A 21587-nucleotide genomic window follows, 5' to 3' on the forward strand; every position below is an offset into this window, starting at 1 on the left:
ATATCAAAGACTCGTTAATGGAGTTCTGAGGTGGATTAATGAGTATCAAAGACTCGTTAATGGAGTTCTGAGGTGGATTAATGAGTATCAAAGACTCGTTAATGGAGTTCTGAGGTGGATTAATGAGTATCAAAGACTCATTAATGGAGTTCTGAGGTGGATTAATGAGTATCAAAGACTCATTAATGGAGTTCTGAGGTGGATTAATGAGGCTCAAAGACTCTTAACGAGTGCTATTTATACTAATTCGTTAACTTATACTTACTAACCCTTGCTCCCCAATGCTCAATGCCCAATTCCCCATGCCCAATGCCCAATTCCCCATGCCCAATGCTCAATGCCCAATCCCCACTCCCCTCACCATGAAACCAGAATTTTGAGCAATACTGGTACAAGAAGGAATATTTACACAAAATCCCAAAATGACAATTCAACCTAGTGATAAGCCTTTACTAGAGTGGGCAGGCGATAGTTTGGCAATTGGATTATTTGAAGATGCAGTGGAGTTAACCGGAGAACTAGCTACTTTAGATCAAAAGTTTTCTGGGGTCTTAAAAGAACTGATTGCCGAAGAAGAATTTAAAGGTAAAGCCAATAGCACAATCTTCACGCGTGTAAATGCTGGTAGCCCAGTGCGGAAATTGATTTTAGTAGGTTTAGGCAAACCAGATGCACTAAAACTAGATACTCTACGCCGTGCTGCTGCGGCTGTAGCTAGGGTAGGAAAAAAGCAAAAAAGCAAAATTCTCGGATTTAGTTTTCCATTGTGGAACAACGATCCCGCCGCGAGTGCCCAAGCGATCGCAGAAGGTGTGGAATTAGCACTTTATCAAGATATTCGTTTTAAATCAGAACCAGAAGATAAAGGTTCACAAATAGAAACCGTAGATTTACTAGGTTTCGGTGGACAAGAAGCTGCCATTACTCGCGCCAATCAAATTGTTTCCGGGGTAAATTTAGCACGGCAATTAGTAGCAGCACCAGCTAACGCAGTCACACCGATTACTTTAGCGGAAACTGCTCAAGCGATCGCCAAGGATTATGGTTTACAACTGGAAATTCTGGAACGAGAAGACTGTGAAAAGTTGGGCATGGGTGCATTTTTAGGAGTAGCCCAAGCTTCCGATTTGCCACCGAAATTCATTCATTTAACTTATAAGCCAGAAGGTACACCCAAAAAGAAATTAGCAATTATTGGCAAAGGTGTAACCTTCGACTCTGGTGGACTCAATATTAAAGGTGCTGGTAGCGGCATCGAAACCATGAAGATGGATATGGGGGGTGCAGCTGCTACCTTGGGGGCAGCAAAAGCAGTTGCTCAAATTAAGCCAGATGTTGAAGTTCACTTTATTTCGGCGGCGGCTGAAAACATGATTAGCGGTCACGCCATGCACCCTGGAGACATTCTCACAGCATCAAATGGCAAAACAATTGAAGTAAACAACACCGACGCTGAAGGACGTTTGACCTTAGCAGATGCCTTGGTGTATGCCGACAAATTGGGCTTAGATGCGATCGTTGATTTAGCCACACTGACTGGTGCCAACGTCATTGCCTTGGGTGACGATATTGCTGGTTTGTACACTCCTGATGATGCTGTAGCCTCCCAGCTTGAAAAAGCTGCCCAAACTTCAGGCGAAAAGATTTGGCGGATGCCAATGGAAGAAAAATATTTTGAAGGGTTAAAGTCTGGTATTGCGGACATGAAAAATACAGGGCCGCGTCCAGGTGGTGCAATTACTGCTGCCCTTTTCCTCAAGGAATTCGTCAAACAAACCCCTTGGGCGCACATAGATATTGCTGGCCCAGTGTGGACAGATAAAGAAAATGGCTACAACGGCGCAGGGGCAACTGGCTACGGCGTTCGGACGCTAGTTGATTGGGTGTTGGGAAGTGGGGAATAGGGAGTAGGGGAGGCAGGGGAGCAGAGGAGACAAGGAGGACAAGGAGGACAAGGGGAATTATTAAACCAGTCTCTCCACTCTTCTTGGTCTACCTTGTCTCTTCTCCATGCCCCATGCCCAATACTCAACAATTCGTGCTATCTTGAGCTTGCCAGCAAAAATTGTTGCAATAGTAACAGAATTAATTTGGCGGTCAGAAAATTAAGCTTTTTCGGGCATTGCCATCTGGTAAAATTTGTAAGGTTTCTAGAAGCTGTGAGCAATGGGATCGACTCGTGTACGGATCGCAATTGACGCAATGGGAGGGGATCATGCACCCGGTGAAATTGTTGCTGGCGCATTGCGAGCAAGAGAAGAATTGGGTGTAGATATATTTTTGGTTGGCGATGCCCAACAAATAGAAGCTGCCTTGCCATCAAAAACAAGTTTAGGGCAGGTAGAGATCGTGAATGCTGAAGAAGCGATCGCTATGGATGAGGAGCCTTTAAATGCAGTTAGACGCAAACGCAAGGCTTCTATAAATGTGGCGATGGATTTAGTCAAGCAGCAAAAGGCAGATGCCGTATTTTCTGCGGGTCACTCTGGGGCAGCTATGGCATCAGCTTTGCTCCGTTTAGGAAGATTACCAGGAATCGATCGCCCAGCGATCGGGACAGTTTTTCCCACAATTATTGCTGGTAAGCCAGTGCTGGTACTTGATGTTGGCGCAAATGTAGATTGCCGCCCCAAGTTTTTAGAGCAGTTTGGCGTTATGGGATCGGCTTACAGTCAGTATGTCTTGGGTACAACTGAACCGAAGGTGGGTTTGCTGAATATTGGTGAAGAAGACTCTAAGGGAAATGATGCAGCCGTCCGCGCCCACCAACTGCTACGCGAAAATTCCCAAATTAATTTTATTGGCAATGCTGAAGGGCGTGATGTGCTTTCCGGTCACTTTGATGTGATTGTCTGCGATGGCTTTGTAGGGAATGTATTATTAAAATTTGCCGAAGCTGTTGGAGAAGTGATTTTACAAATTCTGCGGGAAGAATTACCCCAAGGATTACACGGTCAAATCGGTTCAGCACTCTTAAAACCCAACTTGAAGCGGATTAAGCAGCGAATGGATCACGCAGAACACGGTGGCGCTTTGCTATTGGGCGTGGCAGGAGTCTGTTTTATCGGTCACGGTAGCTCCCAAGCACCTTCCATTTTTAATGCAATTCGCATGGCAAAAGAAGCTGTTGACAATCAGGTGATACAACGAATTCAGTCCCAATATATCCTAGAGCGCGAGAGCGGTTAGTCATTGGTCATTAGTCATTGGTCATTAGTCATTAGTCATTAGTCATTGGTCATTTGTAAAGGACAACTGACAAGGGACAAAGGACAAAAGACAAAGGACAAAAGACAAAGGACAAAAGACAAAGGACAAAAAGCTGATAGCTTGGGAGATTAGGAGTGCAAAACTTAGGCGTAGCAATTATTGGAAGTGGCTCGGCAGTACCAGCAACTTCCCTACACAACCAGACATTGAGCGAACTAGTTGAAACATCAGATGAGTGGATCGCTACAAGAACGGGAATTCGTCAGCGTCGATTAGCTCTACCATCTGAGTCCTTGAGTGTACTCGCTACTGCCGCCAGCAGTCAGGCGATCGCAGCTTCAGGAATTAAACCAGAAGACTTAGACTTGATTCTGCTAGCGACTTCCACCCCTGATGATTTGTTTGGTAGTGCTTGTCAAGTACAGGCTAAATTGGGAGCTACCAACGCAGTAGCCTTTGACTTGACCGCCGCCTGCTCCGGCTTTGTGTTTGGTTTGGTTACAGCAGCCCAATACATTAGAACTGGTGTCTATAAAAATGTATTGTTAATAGGGGCAGATATACTCTCTCGTTGGGTAGATTGGGAAGATCGGCGGACTTGTGTATTATTTGGTGATGGTGCCGGGGCAGTGGTATTACAAGCTGCCAAAAGCGATCGCTTATTAGGATTTGCACTTAAAAGTGATGGTACTCAAAACCATTACCTCAACCTTGCTTATGCAGGTAATTCCCAAGAACTACTGACTGATATAAATATCACCAAAGGCACTTACCAACCGATTACGATGAACGGCAAAGAAGTCTACCGCTTTGCTGTTCAAAAAGTGCCAGAAATAATTGATAAAGCCTTGTTTCAAACCAACATCAGCGTTGACCAGATAGATTGGCTAATATTGCATCAAGCCAATCAGCGGATTATCGATGCCGTTGCCCAACGCCTGAATATCCCAGAACATAAAGTTATCAGTAATCTCGCCCACTATGGCAATACCTCAGCTGCTTCCATCCCCTTAGCTTTAGATGAAGCAGTACGACAAGGTAAAATTAAACCCGATGAAATCGTTGCTACATCCGGCTTTGGTGCCGGTCTTACCTGGGGTGCAGCAATCTTTCAATGGGGAAGATAATATATTTTCCTACTCTGCGGGAAGCCGCTGGCGCGTCTATGTCATTAGTCCTTTGTCCTTTGTTATTCACTAATGACCAATGACAAATGACCAATGACAAATGATCAATGACCACTGACTATTGACAAATGACAAAAACTGCATGGGTGTTTCCCGGACAAGGTTCTCAAACGCTGGGAATGGGAATGGATTTACTCGATATACCATCTGCAAAAGACAAGCTTGCCAAAGCTGAGGATATTTTGGGCTGGTCTGTAACTGAAATTTGTCAAACTCAAGAAGAGAAGTTATCACAGACGCTGTATACTCAGCCAAGTCTTTATGTGATCGAAAGCATTCTTGCTGACCTGCTTCGAGAACGAGGACACCAGCCAGATTTAGTTGCTGGTCACAGTTTGGGAGAATATACTGCTCTTTATATAGCGGGTGTCTTTGAGTGGTCAGCTGGTTTATATCTGGTGAAGCGTCGTGCAGAACTTATGGATAGTTCCATTAATGGGATGATGGCAGCTTTGATGAACTTTGACCGCGAACAGTTAGAAAAAGTCATTTCTCAAACCCCTGATGTGGTGATAGCAAATGATAATAGTTCGGCTCAGGTGGTAATTTCAGGTACGACTGAGGCCGTACAAGCGGTGATGACTCAAGTTAAAGCAAAGCGTGCGATTCCCTTAAAAGTTTCTGGAGCATTTCATTCACACTTAATAGCACCAGCAGGTGCGGAATTCCAAGACATTTTAGAATCTGTGGAATTTCAACCCGCGATTGTGCCAGTACTGTCTAATGTAGAACCAATTCCCTCTATTGATGCCGACATTTTAAAGGAACGCCTGAATAAACAAATGACTGGTTCTGTAAGATGGCGAGAAATTTGTCTGCAATTATCAGCTAATGGTATCGAGCGAGTAATGGAAATTGGCCCTGGTAAAGTCCTAACTGGCTTGATTAAACGTAATAGCCCTGATTTAATTTTACAAAATATCCAGAGGGCTACTGATTTACCTGTTTAATCCCTTTATAAATTAATTTCAATTACAAATTCTGTACCCTTACCCAGAACAGAGTTAAAACTCAATTTACCATTGTGGGTTTCTTCGACGATTTGACGAGCGATCGCTAATCCTAATCCCGTCCCTTTACCCACGCCTTTTGTAGTAAATAAGTGGTCAAAAACCTTTTGCTTCACTGATTCATTCATTCCCTGACCATTATCAGCAATAGCAATTTTCACGCCTTCATTTTCTAAGGAAGTTTTAATTATAATTCGGTTGGGATTGGACTTAATTTCCTTAAAACTCCGTCCCGTATTTGATTCATCTAGTGCATCAATGGCATTAGCCAGAATATTCATAAATACCTGATTCAATTGTCCAGGAAAACATTCCACCTGGGGCAAATTACCATAATCAGTTATCACTTCAATCGCTGGACGTTGTTCGTTTGCTTTAAGACGATGTTTGAGAATTAAAATCGTACTGTCAATACCTTCGTGGATATTAAACTGCACTTTATAATCTTTATCAGCGCGGGAGAATGTTCTTAAACTAGTGCTAATATTATAAAGGCGATCGCACGCCATTGTCATAGAATCAATCATCTTGGGTAAATCTTCTAAGCTATAATCCAAGTCGATTTTTTCGGCATGGTCGATAATTTCATCATCGGGATTGGGGAGACTTTCTTGATAGAGTTTCAAGTGTTCAACAATATCCCCAAAACTAGGTTTAGCTTGTTGAAGGCTGGCATAAATAAATCCCAAAGGATTATTCATTTCATGTGCTACCCCTGCTACTAAGTTACCCAGTGCCGACATTTTCTCACTTTGGACGATTTGTAATTGTGCTTGTTGTAAATCTTGTAATGCTTGCCCAGCTTGTTGATAAAGTCGAGCATTCTCTAGGGATATTGCAGCTTGGGAAGAAAGTAGATTGATAACTTGCAGACGTTCGTTAGTAAATACCTCGCTTGTGAGTTTATTTTCTAAGTAGAGAATACCTGCCAAATGCCCTTGATTAATAATTGGTGTGCATAAAATACTTTTGGGTTGATACTCTAGCATATATTCCCCAATCACCCCAGGAATATCTGTTTGGCAATTATTTATAACAATGGTTTCTTGAGTATGTTTGACATAATTGATAATGTTTCTGGGAATATCTTGATAAGTATCTAGTAATTGTGGCTCAACTATGGTTTGTATTTTCTGATGATGAATCAAGGTAATTGCTCGAACTTGCCAAGTCTTTTCTTGAGGAAGCAGCAATACAGCTTTTTTGGCGCCAGAATTTTCTAAGATAATCTGGGTAAGACTGGCAATGAGTGTATCTAATTCCAAAGAACTGGAAATAGCTTGAGCCGCTTTCAGGGCAGAGGTAAAATCTAAAACGTCAAAAATATTGGTGCTGCCAGTGGTATTCGTGCGAGTAGATGAGAAAGTCTCATGCAAGCCAAGAGTTTCTTGAGGATTGGGGTTGAGTCGTTGCTGTTGCAGGATGACTTGAAGTAATTGGGGATAGCGTTGTTCTAGATCGGTAATTTTGGCTTTTGCTCCCCACCGCGAATAAGCATAGTAGGCTTCAATCAAATAATCTTTGGCAATGCGTTCTTTGCCCCATTCGAGATAGAATTTGGTGGCGAGTTCGTTGGCGAGAGCTTCTTCGTTGAGGTATTCGTGTTCCTTGGCAAGGGCGATCGCGCGATCATAGTTTTCTATTGCTTCGGCTTTAGCCCCCAAGATCCGACACCGTTCTGCGACAATCAAGGCGCAACGGTGAGCCTGATTACTCGGTGCATAAGCTGCCCACCCACTGAGTTTTTCCAGATTGGTAGCAACCCGTTCTAGAATGCTTGATTGGTCTGTTTCGCTGGCATCTGGATAAAGCGCTAATTGTACTAGCGCATCGTAAAAGTGGAAAAGCGGAACACTCATCAGTCCTGCCATTCCACGCAAATACTGGGCTGCTTTATTGGCGTTTTCCAACGCTTGTTCATAGTCTTGGAACAGGTAGCAAAGTATCAGCTTATTGAAATAAACTTGGTGCAGTGCGGTTACTTCACCCGTTTTTTGGTAAAGCTGAATTATTTCACGCTCATCGCAGTATTCGCCAACCAACCGATGTGGCTCTGTTGATGCCCCCAACAGATTCACGACTACCTGATGGTAAAGACTTTGCGTGTGGAGATAGGTCTGCTGGCGCAGCTGCTGCATTACCTTGCGATGTTCTTCCATCACTAGCTTCAGGGAAGATAGTTCGTGACCAGTAAAATAAGCATTATGGTCATACACCAGCAGGCTGAGTGCTGCCAGATTGAGATTACCAATTTCTAATCCACTGGCATAAGCTTGCAGTAGTCCAGCCAAGGAGGTTTTTGCAGGTTCTTTCCAGTGTTTGAAGAAACAGTTAAAGTCAAAAAAGGCATCAGCAACAAGCCTGGGTGAGTGAACGTGTTGCAGGAGGTTTATCTGCAGTTGCCCAAAGCAATAGCCTGCTTCAATATCACCCAATATGGCAATCAACATTAACCCATAGAGACCGTAGCCATGAATCGATTCTGGTGCATTTCCGTACTGCACCGATAGATCGAACTGGGCAAAGACGACCAGGGGCATCAGGTTTGGAGCAGCTTGATAGGCAGGCGACATGATGGTGGACAGAATCATCATTGCGGCTTTTTTGTCCGGCGCAGTCATTTCGGGTAAATGCAGCAAAGATTCCACTGATCTGTTGCTGAGTTGAATTTGGGTGTGCTGGAGTGCCTGCTTGATGTCTGCTGGGGTAGGCTGTTCTGGCAAATGCACGCCCAGGGGTTCCAGCACAAACCGTGCCAACTGCAACGCTTCTAAAAGCTGGTTTTGAGCCATACAAGCCCGAATCTTCGTGTTGTAAACATTAATCCGATCGAGCCAAGAGCGGGCATGAGTGAGTACAACTTCAGCGAACTGCTCCATTTGTTCAAAGTTAGCACCTAGGAAAGCACAATTAGCTGCACCTTCATACAAAACCAGGGCGAGAGTGTAGTCGCTCTGCCAGCAATTGCCCCTCAACAAAGAAATGCCCGTGTTGAAATAGTTTAAAGCCGCTCCGTAAGCCGTTGCACCTTTAGCTTTCTGTCCAGCCATCAAGTTTAACTGCACGAGTTCTTGTTGCTCCGTCTCATCCTCAATCAGAGATATCCCCTTGTTAAGGTGGTTAACGATCGCAAAAATCTGCTTATCCTGTTCATTTGCACTCGTTGCTTGTTGCAGCAAACGTCCAATATTGAGATGGGTAATTTGCTTTTGCTCTTCTGGAATCAGAGAATACGCCGCTTGCTGAACGCGATCGTGCAAAAAGCGATAAGTTGGATTAGCTGCTGCATCACAAACTGACGCACTATCAGACTGAATAAAAAACTTATAGATTTCTGTATTCGGAATAATCAAACCTTCTTGTAATGCTTTCCACAGTGCCGCAGCCGTATCTTCAGGAAACTGCTGGGACACGATCGCCAATGTTGCCAAATCAAACTCTGCTCCAATACAAGCCGCCAACTTCAACACATCCTGAGTTTGTGTTGGCAGCTTCTGCAATTGCAGTGCCATAAACTCGACAACATCATCGGTAATCGCTAAAGCTCTGACTTGGGCAATATCACACTGCCAATGCCGTGCTTCCCAGTCAAAAGTAATTTGTTCCTCTTCATAGAGTACCTTGAGAAACTGAGTCGCAAAAAAGGGATTACCCTTGGTTTTTTGGTATACCAGTTCGGTCAACGGTTGAGCTAGGGAGCGATCGCAATTCAATGTATCCGCCACCAATTGATTCATATCAACTAGACTTAACGATTGCAGTGTAATGGTATTGACCACTGCCCCAGTTTTGACGATTTCATCTACGGTTAGGATGAACGGGTGAGCCGATGATACTTCATTATCCCGATACGCACCCAAGATTAATAAATGTCCAGCCTGTTCCATCAACAATTGTAGTAATTTCAGCGATGCCGAATCTGCCCATTGCAAATCATCCAAAAACATCACTAATGGATGTTCTCTACTAGTAAACACTTGGGTAAACTTTTGGAAGAATAAATTAAATCTATTTTGTGCCGCACTTCCTGATAATTCTGGAGCAGGTGATTGTTGACCAATAATTTTTGATAATTCAGGAATTACTTCAATAATTACTTGTCCGTTCTCACCTACAGCCTCTAAAATCTTGCTTTTCCATTGTTGAATTTCTGCATCGCTTAGAGTTAACAATTGCCCCATCAAATTGCGAAACGCTTGTACAAATGCCGAAAAAGGAATATTTTTCTGAAATTGATCAAATTTCCCTTTGATAAAATAACCGCGTTGACGCACAATCGGTTTATGAACTTCGTTAACTACAACGGTTTTACCAATACCGGAAAAACCCGCAACTAGCATCATTTCTGTTGCACCAAGGCTGACTCGCTCAAATGCTTGCAGTAGAATTTCTACTTCGGTTTCTCGTCCATAGAGTTTATCGGGGATAATAAAGCGATCGCATACATCTGTTTGTGCAATTGGAAAACTCTCAATTTTGCCAGTTGACTGAAGTTGAGTTAAACAATTTTCTAAATCATATTTTAGTCCTAATGCACTCTGATAGCGTTCTTCGGCATTCTTTGCCATCAATTTCATCACAATATCTGAAATCGATTTAGGAATTTTGAATGGCTCCAAAGGAGCAGGAAGTTTTGCAATATGACAATGCACCAACTCCATCATATCCTTGGACTCAAAGGGTAACTTTCCTGTGAGTAATTCGTAGAAAGTGACACCCAGTGAATAAAAATCAGTCCGGTAGTCAATCCCCCGATTCATCCTTCCTGTTTGTTCTGGGGAAATATAAGCAAGTGTCCCTTCTAACACATTGGGACTGATCAGCGTTTGAGTTTCTCGTGGTAGTAGAGATGCAATACTAAAATCAATTAATTTTACTTGTTTTGTTTCTGGATTAATTAAAATATTTGCAGGTTTAATATCTTTATGAATAATCCGATCGCGGTATAGTATATCTAAGATATTGCATAGTGCGATCGCTATATGTAAAAACTCTATCAGAGATTCTACGCTTCCCCTCACTCCCCACTCCCTACTCCCTACTCCCCATTCCTTCAAGGAAATTCCCCCAAAGTCTTCCATCACTAACATATAGCCATTTTGGTAAGGTTCTAGGTAGTAGGTTTGGATAATTAGGGGTGAGTTAAGATTTTTGGCAATGGTGTACTGATTACGAAACAACAAGAGTTCGCTGAAACTAGGATAAGAATTTTTCAGCAGTTTAATCGCTACTCTTAATGAGTCAGTTTCTCGATACCCCCGATAAACTAGGGTTCTCGAACCATTGTACAGTTCCTCGCTGATTTGATATCCGGGAATGCTCACTTTAGTGCTAACCATACTGCTAAATTTTTAAGACTTACAGATTTAGTGTTCCCGGATATATGCAGTTGTTTACCAACAATAGCAAAAGTTCATAGTGGAATTTCAATAAAAAATTCTGTTCCCTCACTCGGAACAGAGTTAAAACTCAATTTACCGTTGTGGATTTCTTCGACGATTTGACGAGCGATCGCTAATCCTAATCCCGTGCCTTTACCCACGCCTTTGGTAGTAAATAAATGATCAAAAATCTTATGCTTAACTTCAGAATTCATCCCATTTGCATTATCAGCAATGACAATTTTTACGCCTTCGTTTTCTACTGAGGTTTTAATTATAATTCGATTGGGATTGAGCTTTATTTCTTCCAAACTTTGCCCCATATTCGATTCTTCTAACGCATCAATAGCATTTGCCAAAATATTCATAAAGACCTGATTCAATTGTCCAGGAAAACAATAAATTTTAGGTAAATTACTATACTCGGTTATTACCTCAATTGCTGGACGCTGTTCATTAGCTTTCAGGCGATGTTTGAGAATTAAAATCGTACTATCGATACCTTCATGGATATTAAACGGTACTTTGTAATCCTTATCAGCACGGGAGAAAGTGCGGAGACTGGTGCTGATGTTTTTCAGGCGATCGCACGCCATCACCATTGAATCAATAACCTTTGGTAAGTCTTCTAAGCTATAATTCAAATCAATATCTTCGGCATGTTCTTTGATTTGATTGTCAGGATTAGGGAGACTTTCTTGATATAGTTTCAAGTGTTCAACAATATCTGCAATAGTGGGTTTAGTTTGTTGAAGACTAGCAGCAATAAAGCCCAAAGGATTATTCATTTCATGGGCTACCCCGGCAACTAAGTTACCCAATGCAGACATTTTCTCACTTTGGACAACTTGTAATTGGGCTTGTTGTAAGTCTTGTAATGCTTGCCCGGCTTGTTGATAAAGTTGAGCATTTTCTAGAGATATTGCTGCTTGAGAAGAAAGGAGATTAATAACGCTGAGGCGATCGCTAGTAAATACTCCTGGAGTCAGTTTATTTTCTAAGTAAATAATCCCTACTAAATGTCCTTGATTAATAATCGGGGTACATAATACACTCTGGGGTTTTGTTCGGTACATATATTCCCCAATTACACCAGGAATATCTGTTTGCAAGTTATCAATCACAACTGTTTGTTGGGTATTTTTGACGTAATTGATAATTGTTGTAGGAATATCTTGACAAGTATCTAGTGCTTGTGAATTAAGAATGGTTTGTATGTCAATATGAGAATTTAATCCATGATTAATAAAGGTAATTGCCCTAACTTGCCAAGTATCCCCTTGAGGAAGAATTAATACAGATTTTTTCGCGCCAGAGTTTTCTAGGATAATGCGGGTGAGACTGGTAATGAGTTGATCTATTTCTAGAGAACTGGAGATAGCTTGAGAGCCTTTGAGGACAGAGGTAAAATCTAAAACATCGAAAATACTGGTGCTACCAGTACTAGAAGTCTGATTAGATGAGGAAGTGCCACGAAAGCTAATAGTTTCTAAGGGGTTGAAGTTAATTCGTTGCTGTTGCAGAATGAATTGGAGTAGTTGGGGATAGCGTTTTTCTAGGTCTTCTATTTTGGCTTTTGCGCCCCAACGAGCGTAGCAATAGTATGCTTCTTGCATATATGCTTGAGCGACTTTTTCTTTACCCCAGTCGAGGTAGAATTTGGCTGCTAGTTCGTTGCTAAGTGCTTCTTCTTGAATGTAGCCGTTGGCTTTGGCTAGAGTTATGGCGCGATCGTACAATTCTATTGCTTCAGTTTTTTGTCCTGATATCCGAAAGCTTTCAGCTTCTACCAAGTTATATTTGTGAGCATAATTCTGTGGCGCACTTTCTGCTGATTTTTTGAGTTTTTTATGAGTTTCAGTTACTCGCTCAAGAATTAATTTTTGCTCAGTTACTGAACAGTCTTTATATAAGGCTAAATTAGTCAAACACTCATAAAAATAAAAGGTTGGAATTAGTACTAATCCAGTCACACTAGTTAAATATTTATCTACAATACCTGCATTTGTTAGTGCTTCTTGATAATTACCAAAAAGATAACATAAAAGCAGTTTACAAAAATGCAGCTGACAAATAATACTAGTTTGATTAGCAGCTTGGTGCAGAGGTAACATTGTCACTTCATCATAAATTTCGCCACTTAAAAAACAAGGGTTATCTGACATTCCTAATAAATTTAAAACTGATTGGTAATAGATGCTATTGAAATTCAAATAGGTGGTTTGCTTAAACTGATGCATAATTGTGCCATAGTTTCCCATAGCTTGGGCTAAATCGTGTAACTCATGACCACTCAAATAGGCATATCTTCCAAAAACATAGGCAGACATCACAGCATATTCAATGTCTCCAGTTTCTAAACCACTCGTATAAGCTTGCAAAAGAGGATTTAAAGTTTCTTTAACAGGCGATTTCCAATGTCGAATAAAACAATTTACTGCAAATAGAGTTTTTGACTTTAGTTTGAAAGCATTTAAACGGTCAAGTAATAATAATGCCATTTCCCCAAATTCATATCCTGTATCAATTTCTCCCAGAACACCGCAGAGTATAAGTCCATAACTAGCATAAGCATAGGTCGATTCTGGGGCATTACCATAAAGGATTGACAATTGAACTTGTTTAAAGACAATTACTCGAAACAATGCTGGAGCTGCTTGATAGGCTGCTGACATAATACTCGACAAAATTTGCATTGCTGCCAAGATATTCACATCAGTCATTTTTGGCAGTTCTAGTAAATCTATCGCTGGTTTATCTGCTAAAAGACGTTTTGTTTGTTCCAGTTCATACTCGATATCAGTTTGATTAACTTGTTGAGGCAGTTCCACTCCTATTGATTGAAGAATAGTGAGTGCAATTTGCAAAGCGTTCTTGTGTTGTGCCTGCGCCATGTAGGCTTGAATTTTGACATTGTAGATAGGAATTTGTTCGAGGAGGGTTTTTGCTTGTTGTAAAACGACGGTTGCATAGCTTTCCATGCGTTCAAAGTCACCACTCAGACAAAGTACTTCTGTAATTGATTGATATAGTACTAGTGTTAGCTCATACTGGCTATCCCAACTTTCATCAGGTAAAAGTTCTAAACCTATTGTTAAATATTCAACTGCTAATGTATAAGCAGTTGCCAATTTTGCTTTCCTACCTACGTTCCAATTCAATTTTAGAAGTTGTTTTCGTTCAATCGGATCAACAATTAGGATTAATGCAACGTTTAATTGATTAACAATTTCAAAAATTATTTCTTCTTTTTTGATTTCATCTGTGTTTTGAAGTAATAGTTTACCTATTTGTAGATGAGTAGCTTTTTTTTGTTCTTCAGGAATAAGAGAGTATGCAGCTTCTTGAACGCGATCGTGTAAAAATTTATAGGTAACAATTTCAGAACTTTCTTCAGCAATAGCTTGCTCTACCTCATCAAGATAAAATTTATACACTTCATTAGTGGGTAAAATTAGACCTTCCTGCAAGGCATTCCATAAATTGGCTGCGGTTTCTACTTGCGATTGTTGCGAAACAACTGCCAATGTTTTCAAATCAAACTGATTTCCAATACAGGCAGCTAATTTCAAAACATCTTGAGTTGGTTGTGATAGCTTTTGCAATTGCAATACCATGAATTCAACTACATCATTTGTGACTATTTGCTGATTAATTTGCGTGATATCACATTGCCAGCAACCCTCTGTAAAGTTAAATTTAATCAGCCCATCCTGGTATAATGATTTGAGAAGTTGAGTACAAAAAAATGGATTACCATGAGTTTTTTGATAGACCATCTGTGAAATTGGTAATGCTAAATTTTCTGAACATCTAAGCGTTGCAGCAATTAATTGATTCACGTCCTGTTGACTCAATGGTGCTAGAGTAATCGTATTAATAATTACTGTTGTTTTTTGCATTTCACTGAGAGTCAACATCAACGGATGTACTGGGTTCACTTGATTATCACGATAAGCACCAATTAATAAAAAATACTTTGTATCAGCCATTAATAACTGCATTAATTTCAATGATGCCAAATCAGCCCATTGCAAATCATCTAAAAATATTACTAATGGATGCTCAACATTAGTAAAAACTTGAGTAAATTTTTTAAATAATAAATTAAATCTATTGTGTGATGCAGTTCCTGATAATTCTATTACTGGTGTTTGTTTTCCAATAATTCTTTCTAATTCGGGAATTACTTCAATTATTACCTGCCCATTATCACCTAAAGCTTCTAAAATTTTAGTTTTCCATTGTTGAATTTGAAAAGTACTTTCTGTTAATAATTGCTCCATTAAATTTCGGAATGCTTGCACAAAAGCACTGAAGGGAATATTCCGTTGTAATTGGTCATATTTACCTTTAATAAAATAACCACGTTGGCGCACAATCGGTTTATGAACTTCGTTAACAACGGCAGTTTTGCCAATACCTGAAAAACCAGCTAGCAATATCATTTCAGTTGTATTTTTGCTAACTCTTTCAAAGGCTTCGAGTAGGGTGGCTATTTCGGCTTCTCGTCCATATAGTTTGTCGGGGATAGTAAAGCGATCGCACACATCCCGTTGGGCAATTTCAAAGTTTTCAATTCTACCAGTTTCTTTTAACTGATGTAAACATTTTTCTAAATCAAACTTCAATCCTAATGCACTATGATAGCGGTCTTCAGCATTTTTCGCTATTAATTTCATCACCAGATCACAAAGAACTTGGGGAATCTCTTCCCGATTCCCTAAAAGTTGTGGAAGTTTTGCAATATGACTATGTACCAACTCCATCGGGTCGTTTGATTGAAACGGTAATTCTCCTGTTAGCAATTCGTAAAAAGTGACACCCAAAGAATAAAAGTCGGTGCGGTAATCAATTCCCCGATTCATTCTGCCAGTCTGTTCCGGAGAAATATAAGCAAGTGTCCCTTCTAATACATTGGGACTTATTAGCGTTTGGGTTTCCCGTGGCAGTAAAGATGCAATACTAAAGTCAATTAATTTAATTTGTTTTGTTTGGGGATTAATTAAAATATTCGCGGGTTTAATATCTTTATGAATAATACGCGAACGGTACAGTATATCTAAGGTATTGCACAGTGCGATCGCTATTTCTAAAAATTCTTGCACAGAGGTGATATATCGCCTTTCTACAGAGGTGAAATAATCTTTAAGAGAAATCCCTCCAAAATCTTCCATCACCAACGCATAGCTATTTTGATACGGTTCCAGGCTGTAAGTTTGGGTTATCAAAGGTGAGTTGAGATTTTTAGCTATGGTGTATTGATTACGAAACGATAAGAGTTCGCTGAAACTCGGATAAGGATTTTTCAGTAATTTAATCACTACAGGTTTTTGATCGGTTTCTCGATAACCGCGATAAACCATCGTTCGAGAACCGTTGTAAAGTTGTTCGCTAACCTTGTATCCAGTAATACTGACTGTAGTGAGAGACATACCGCTAAATCCTAAAGATTTCTAGATTTAGTGTTCCCAGATGAGTGAAACAATTCATCTCTACAACTTTTTTGCGTTTGATCTGGGTGTTGCGATCGCTTATGCTAAGTTCAGTTTGATTTGCATTATCTTCTGTGGACAGAAACCGCGAACCGTCGATCAGTCTGGCACTTTACCACGCCTTTAAATGGTCAGTCGTCAGCCCCATGCTTCACGCTTACTTTCGGGGGCAGATTTATGGTGCGGAAAATGTCCCCAACTCAGGGCCGCTACTAGTAGTGAGTAATCACGCTAGTTACTTCGATCCGCCGATTGTCTCTAATTGTGTACGTCGTCCAGTGGCGTACATGGCTAAGGAAGAGTTATTTAATATCCCCATTTTGGCGCAAGCGATTAAATTGTATGGTGCTTACCCGGTAAGTCGGGGAAATACCGATCGCAATGCCATCCGTGCCGCTCTACAATATCTCGATAATGGTTGGGCTGTCGGTGTTTTCTTGCAAGGGACTCGCACCCCAGATGGTCGAATTACAGACCCCAAAAGAGGCGCATTGCTACTAGCGGCGAAAGCAAAAGCCCCAATATTGCCGGTGAGTGTCTGGGGTACTGAAAAGATTTTACAAAAAGGAACGTCCCTACCTCGCGCAGTTCCGATCACAGTGAGAATTGGTAACTTGATTGATGCTCCTAATTCCAGTAATAAAGAGGAATTGGAAGGTTTGACACAAAAGTGTGCCACAGTAATAAACGAAATGCATGATTTAGGAAGATGAGTTAGACACGCAAGAGATGTATGCTTTAGGAAGGTAGCGATCGCTATTAGGTTACTCTAATCTCAAACTCAATTCACTCTAGCAATTAACTAAGGTATTTCCAACAAATAAATTATCGATCTTGTTGGGTGGTCAACTATCTCACCCTACACAATTAGCCTTTTTAAGTCTTCATTACGAATTACGAATTACGAATTATTATGAGCGGCTTTGAAGCCAAGAATTTTTGGGAGCGATTAAATAATCTGGCATTAGTTCGATTTTTGCTTTTAGTTGCTTCTGGTTGGGCAATTATACAACTTTTAGCTTATTTTGAATCGGTCATTGTTATTTTTACATTTGCGGCAATTTTAGCTTTTTTGCTTAGTTATCCTGTAAAAGGGCTGCGGCGTTTTTTGCCCCACGGTATAGCTGTTGGTGTCATTTTCTTGCTCAGTATTGTGATTATAGGCGGTCTGATAATTACTGTGAGCTTAACTCTTTTATCTCAAGGACAACAATTAATTGATGGTATCACTACATTTGTAAATTCTTTAGTGCCTTTATTAGAGAGAGTAGAAGGCTTCTTACGAAACCGTGATTTACAGATAGATTTAAGTTTTATTGAAGAACAATTGCGGAATCAGGCTGTATCGGCTCTTGTTAATAGTTTAGCTATTTTACAAGGTTTTATGACGAACTTTGTAACTTTTATATTGATTGCAGTTGTGGCTTTTTTCATGCTATTGGATGGAGAAAACCTGTGGAATCTTATTTTAAAAATAGTACCAAAACAGCGCCGTAATAGATTTACCAATATAATTAGAAAGTCTTTTTTAGGATTTTTTAGAGGTCAATTGCTATTAAGCGCATTTCTAACAATTTCAACATTCCTAGTATTTGTACTATTAAAAGTACCTTTTGCTTTAATATTGTCAATAATCATCGGAATTGTTGATATAATTCCTGGCATAGGCGCGACATTAGCAGTAAGCACAGTAACTATATTTGTGTTGTCTCAAAGTGTTTGGTTAGCAGTAAAAGTATTAATAGCTTGTATTGTCCTCCAGCAGATACAAGACAACTTGATTGCGCCTCGAATTATGCAGGGCGCGCTGAATCTTAATCCTGTGGTGGTGTTTTTTGCTTTACTAGTAGGGGCTACAGTAGCAGGATTATTAGGTGTTTTTATATCTATTCCCATCGCTGGAGTAATTGTGTCTTTATTTGAAATTGATGAAATGAAATCAGAAGTTTAGTTATTGGTCATTTGTCAGGAACTAGCAACTAGGGAATAATGTAAAAATAGCCATTTACAAATAAACATTGGGAAGTAATGTCGGATTTAAGAGCGGAATTAACAGAAATTTTGGATGAGGCAGAGTGGGAGTGGCTAATTCCTCATGTACAACGAGATGCAGTAATTTTGGTGGCGCTCGATCTAAACTTGGTGGATGTTGGAGTAGCGATCGCCAGCGATAACATTCCATCAGTGGAACAGTGGATTGATAAACAATTGATTACCAAACCCACGACAGTACAGGTGGGAGAATGGAATAGCGATCGCAGTAAGCGATTTAATACTCTCATCGTTCAGCCTTACGTTCTGGCGCAAGAAATAGTCGCTGCTTAATTAGTTTCTGTGTTGTTTTCGATGACAGTTGGTATTGGGGTATTTTCTCAGAAAAGATAGCTTAATGTGCCAGTTATTACTTGGCTATTGCCACGAACTAGCTGGCTGATTGAATTAAAGTAAAATTTTCTCCCTTAAGATTTATCCATCTAGGAGCTAGAATTGTTACCATAATTTCAGATTAGATGTTGAAACCTTGATCCAATCTGAAACTTTAGAATTATTAGAATGGCATCGCCTCTGCCAGCATCTTGCCACCTTTGCGGCAACGAAACTGGGGGCGACAGCTGCGCGTCATCTGAAAATACCCGATTCTCAGATCCAAAGCCAAGAGTTGTTAGAGCAAACCAAAGAAGTCTACCAACTGGAAACTCGCCTGACCACAGGACTATCATTTGAGGGAATTCAAGATATTGGCGATTCCTTAGAACGGGCAGAACGTAGTGGAGTTTTGGCAGGAGATGAACTGTTAGCGATCGCCACCACCCTTTTTGGTGCTAGAAGTTTACGCCGTGTAATTGACAATCAGGAAAATTTGCCGATATTGACTGAGTTAGTTGCCGATTTGCGGACTTATCCAGAACTAGAACAAGAAATTCACCGATGTATTGATGAACGGGCCCAGATAACTGATCGCGCGAGTCAAAAACTGGGAGAAATTCGCACAGATTTGCGGCGATTACGCAGCCAAATTACCCAAAAGCTGCAAAACATCTTACAGGCTAAATCTGGAGCAGTTCAAGAACAGCTAATTACGCAACGGAGCGATCGCTTTGTAATCCTCGTAAAAGCACCTCAAAAAGATGCTATCCCCGGTATAGTCCACGATACCTCTACCAGTGGCGCCACCCTGTATGTGGAACCGAATTCAGTAGTACCTTTAGGCAACCAACTGCGGCAGATAATTAGAAAAGAGCAAGCCGAAGAAGAAACGATTCGTCGCATGTTGACAGAACTTGTAGCCGCAGTCAAACCAGATTTGGAGAGGTTGTTAGCGATCGCCACCACTTTGGATATGGCAACCGCTAGATCGCGATATAGTTATTGGCTAGGAGCGAACCCCCCACGATTTATCCAGCGAGAAAACAGGGAAATCATTACCTTACGGAACTTAAGACATCCTCTGTTAGTGTGGCAGCAACAGCACGAACAAGGGCAACCAGTAGTTCCTGTAGATTTACTGATTAGTCCACAAATTCGGGTAGTGACAATTACCGGTCCAAATACTGGCGGTAAAACTGTAACCTTAAAAACCTTGGGGTTAGCAGCATTAATGGCCAAAGTGGGTTTATTTGTCCCCGCCCGCGAACCAGTGGAAATACCTTGGTTTGATAAAGTGCTGGCAGATATTGGCGATGAACAATCCTTACAGCAAAGTTTATCCACATTCTCTGGACACATCCGCCGGATTAGTCGGATTTTGGAAGCATTGGGAACTGGGGAAGCAGAGGAGCATGGGAGCAGAGGAGCAGAGGGGGAACTTCCTAGTCCTAACTCAGCACTCAGCACTCAGCACTCAGCACTCGTATTACTCGATGAAGTCGGCGCAGGAACAGATCCAGTGGAAGGTAGCGCCTTAGCGATCGCTTTGTTGCAATATTTAGCCAATCACGCCCAGCTAACTATTGCCACCACTCACTTCGGCGAACTAAAAGCCCTGAAATACGAAGACGATCACTTTGAAAATGCCTCTGTCGAATTTGACGAAAGTACTCTCTCGCCTACTTATCGTCTGTTGTGGGGCATTCCCGGACGTTCTAACGCCTTAACCATTGCCCTGCGCTTGGGATTAAAACCAGAAGTTATACAACAGGCAAAAACCCAAGTGGGAGAGGCCACAGATGAAGTTAACCAGGTGATTGCTGGCTTAGAAGCGCAACGCCGCCGCCAAGAAACAAAAGCTGCGGAAGCCCAGGTTTTGTTGCAGCAAGCGGAACGTTTATACAAAGAAGTATCCGCAAAAGCCGCAAGTTTGGAGGAAAGGGAAAGCAGTTTGCGGGCTTCACAGGAAGTAGCAGTGCAGCAAGCGATCGCTCAAGCAAAAGGTGAAATTGCCCAAGTAATCCGCCATTTGCAGAAAGGTACGCCCACAGCCCAAGAGGCCCAGCAAGCAACCAATGCTTTAAATCAGATTGGCCAACAATATCAGCCAGCAACGCCAGCAAAACCAAAAGTTGGGTTTATGCCCAAAATAGGCGATCGCATCCGCGTTCCTAAATTGGGACAGATAGCAGAAGTAATCGCCGCCCCCGATCAAGATGGCGAGTTAAGCGTTCGCTTTGGGCTAATGAAGATGACTGTAAAGTTGGAAGACGTAGAATCCTTAGATGGTCAAAAAGCCGAACCAGTCGTCAAACCCAAACCAGCCCCAGCAGCAGTAACCCCGCCACCGCAAAATGTCCCAGAAATTCGGACTTCCCAAAATACCATTGATTTGCGTGGTAAACGGGTGGCTGATGCCGAATACATTTTAGATAAAGCCATTTCGGAAGCTACAGGCCCAATCTGGATTATTCACGGGTACGGTACTGGTAAGCTACGACAAGGAGTTCACGCCTTTTTGCAACAGCATTCCAGAGTGAACAATTACGAACCAGCAGAACAAGCAGATGGCGGCAGTGGTGTTACCGTTGTTCATATAAAATAAAGTAGCAATAAATGTAACTATAGCGGTTCTCAATTGCATGGAATACAGACCGCTGTTAGGGCACAGGAATGCTGTGCCCTAACCATGTATTGCATTCAAACGAAAACTGCTATATTTCATTACCCAAAGTTAGGATGAAGCAGAAGTTATACCAATTCTGTATAAAGATGCGCCAAATTATATAAGGAACGAACCGCAAAGGGCGCAAAGGAGAGGCGGCGCGGTCTTGGGGGTTTCCCCCATAAGCGACTGCCGTCACAAAGGAAGAAAATTTGGCGCAGCCTCACAAAGAAATGGTATTACAGAATAAAAACAGTATGAAGACTAAGATT

At 41.3% G+C, this 21587-nt stretch carries 11 protein-coding genes and 1 pseudogene; 10 read left to right on the top strand and 2 right to left on the bottom strand.

Features of this window, described 5'->3' with window-relative positions:
• The 5 genes and pseudogenes from ACFE93_RS24795 to fabD all read left to right on the top strand — a co-directional run.
• Positions 1–268: pseudogene (locus ACFE93_RS24795) on the top strand (hypothetical protein); the annotation flags it as partial.
• A gap of 154 nt (positions 269–422) precedes the next feature.
• A complete protein-coding gene (locus ACFE93_RS24800) occupies positions 423–1904 on the top strand; it encodes a leucyl aminopeptidase (protein WP_375477213.1) in 1482 nt (493 codons plus the stop codon).
• A gap of 262 nt (positions 1905–2166) precedes the next feature.
• Positions 2167–3189: a phosphate acyltransferase PlsX gene (gene plsX / locus ACFE93_RS24805; RefSeq protein ID WP_375477215.1), complete on the top strand. Its 1023-nt coding sequence runs from the start codon at positions 2167–2169 to the stop codon at positions 3187–3189.
• Between the two features lie 155 nt (positions 3190–3344).
• Positions 3345–4337: a beta-ketoacyl-ACP synthase 3 gene (locus tag ACFE93_RS24810; protein WP_375477217.1), complete on the top strand. Its 993-nt coding sequence runs from the start codon at positions 3345–3347 to the stop codon at positions 4335–4337.
• Between the two features lie 128 nt (positions 4338–4465).
• Positions 4466–5347: an ACP S-malonyltransferase gene (fabD, locus tag ACFE93_RS24815; RefSeq protein ID WP_375477219.1), complete on the top strand. Its 882-nt coding sequence runs from the start codon at positions 4466–4468 to the stop codon at positions 5345–5347.
• Between the two features lie 5 nt (positions 5348–5352).
• Here fabD and ACFE93_RS24820 read toward each other — a convergent pair whose 3' ends face one another.
• Both ACFE93_RS24820 and ACFE93_RS24825 read right to left on the bottom strand, forming a co-directional pair.
• On the bottom strand, positions 5353–10746 hold the full coding sequence (locus ACFE93_RS24820) for an AAA family ATPase (RefSeq protein ID WP_375477221.1): 5394 nt from the start codon (positions 10744–10746) through the stop codon (positions 5353–5355).
• A gap of 74 nt (positions 10747–10820) precedes the next feature.
• Positions 10821–16223, bottom strand: coding sequence for an AAA family ATPase (locus tag ACFE93_RS24825; protein ID WP_375477223.1), 5403 nt, complete (start codon positions 16221–16223; stop codon positions 10821–10823).
• A 40-nt stretch (positions 16224–16263) separates the two neighbouring features.
• On the opposite strand from ACFE93_RS24825, the gene ACFE93_RS24830 reads away from it, so the two are divergent.
• The 5 genes from ACFE93_RS24830 (at position 16264) to ACFE93_RS24850 (ending at position 21255) form a co-directional block, all read left to right on the top strand.
• Positions 16264–16410: a hypothetical protein gene (locus tag ACFE93_RS24830; protein WP_375477247.1), complete on the top strand. Its 147-nt coding sequence runs from the start codon at positions 16264–16266 to the stop codon at positions 16408–16410.
• Entirely contained in the window at positions 16358–16996 is a 639-nt protein-coding gene (locus ACFE93_RS24835; protein ID WP_375477225.1) for a lysophospholipid acyltransferase family protein, read from the top strand. Before ACFE93_RS24830 ends, ACFE93_RS24835 begins: the two co-directional genes overlap by 53 nt.
• A 200-nt stretch (positions 16997–17196) precedes the next feature.
• Complete coding sequence (locus tag ACFE93_RS24840) at positions 17197–18234, top strand: AI-2E family transporter (protein WP_375477227.1); 1038 nt, start codon at positions 17197–17199, stop codon at positions 18232–18234.
• Positions 18235–18311: 77 nt separating this feature from the next.
• Entirely contained in the window at positions 18312–18608 is a 297-nt protein-coding gene (locus ACFE93_RS24845) for a DUF2288 domain-containing protein (RefSeq protein WP_375477229.1), read from the top strand.
• A gap of 196 nt (positions 18609–18804) precedes the next feature.
• Positions 18805–21255: an endonuclease MutS2 gene (locus tag ACFE93_RS24850; RefSeq protein ID WP_375477231.1), complete on the top strand. Its 2451-nt coding sequence runs from the start codon at positions 18805–18807 to the stop codon at positions 21253–21255.
• Positions 21256–21587: the final 332 nt, after the last annotated feature.

Source organism: uncultured Nostoc sp. (assembly GCF_964247315.1).
Taxonomy (GTDB): Bacteria; Cyanobacteriota; Cyanobacteriia; order Cyanobacteriales; family Nostocaceae; genus Nostoc.

Coding starts and splice junctions, on each gene's coding strand:
- ACFE93_RS24800 (WP_375477213.1), top strand. CDS start 423: ATGACAATTCAACCTAGTGATAAGCCTTTACTAGAGTGGGCAGGCGAT.
- ACFE93_RS24840 (WP_375477227.1), top strand. CDS start 17,197: ATGAGCGGCTTTGAAGCCAAGAATTTTTGGGAGCGATTAAATAATCTG.
- plsX (WP_375477215.1), top strand. CDS start 2,167: ATGGGATCGACTCGTGTACGGATCGCAATTGACGCAATGGGAGGGGAT.
- ACFE93_RS24820 (WP_375477221.1), bottom strand. CDS start 10,746: ATGGTTAGCACTAAAGTGAGCATTCCCGGATATCAAATCAGCGAGGAA.
- ACFE93_RS24825 (WP_375477223.1), bottom strand. CDS start 16,223: ATGTCTCTCACTACAGTCAGTATTACTGGATACAAGGTTAGCGAACAA.
- fabD (WP_375477219.1), top strand. CDS start 4,466: ATGACAAAAACTGCATGGGTGTTTCCCGGACAAGGTTCTCAAACGCTG.
- ACFE93_RS24845 (WP_375477229.1), top strand. CDS start 18,312: ATGTCGGATTTAAGAGCGGAATTAACAGAAATTTTGGATGAGGCAGAG.
- ACFE93_RS24830 (WP_375477247.1), top strand. CDS start 16,264: ATGAGTGAAACAATTCATCTCTACAACTTTTTTGCGTTTGATCTGGGT.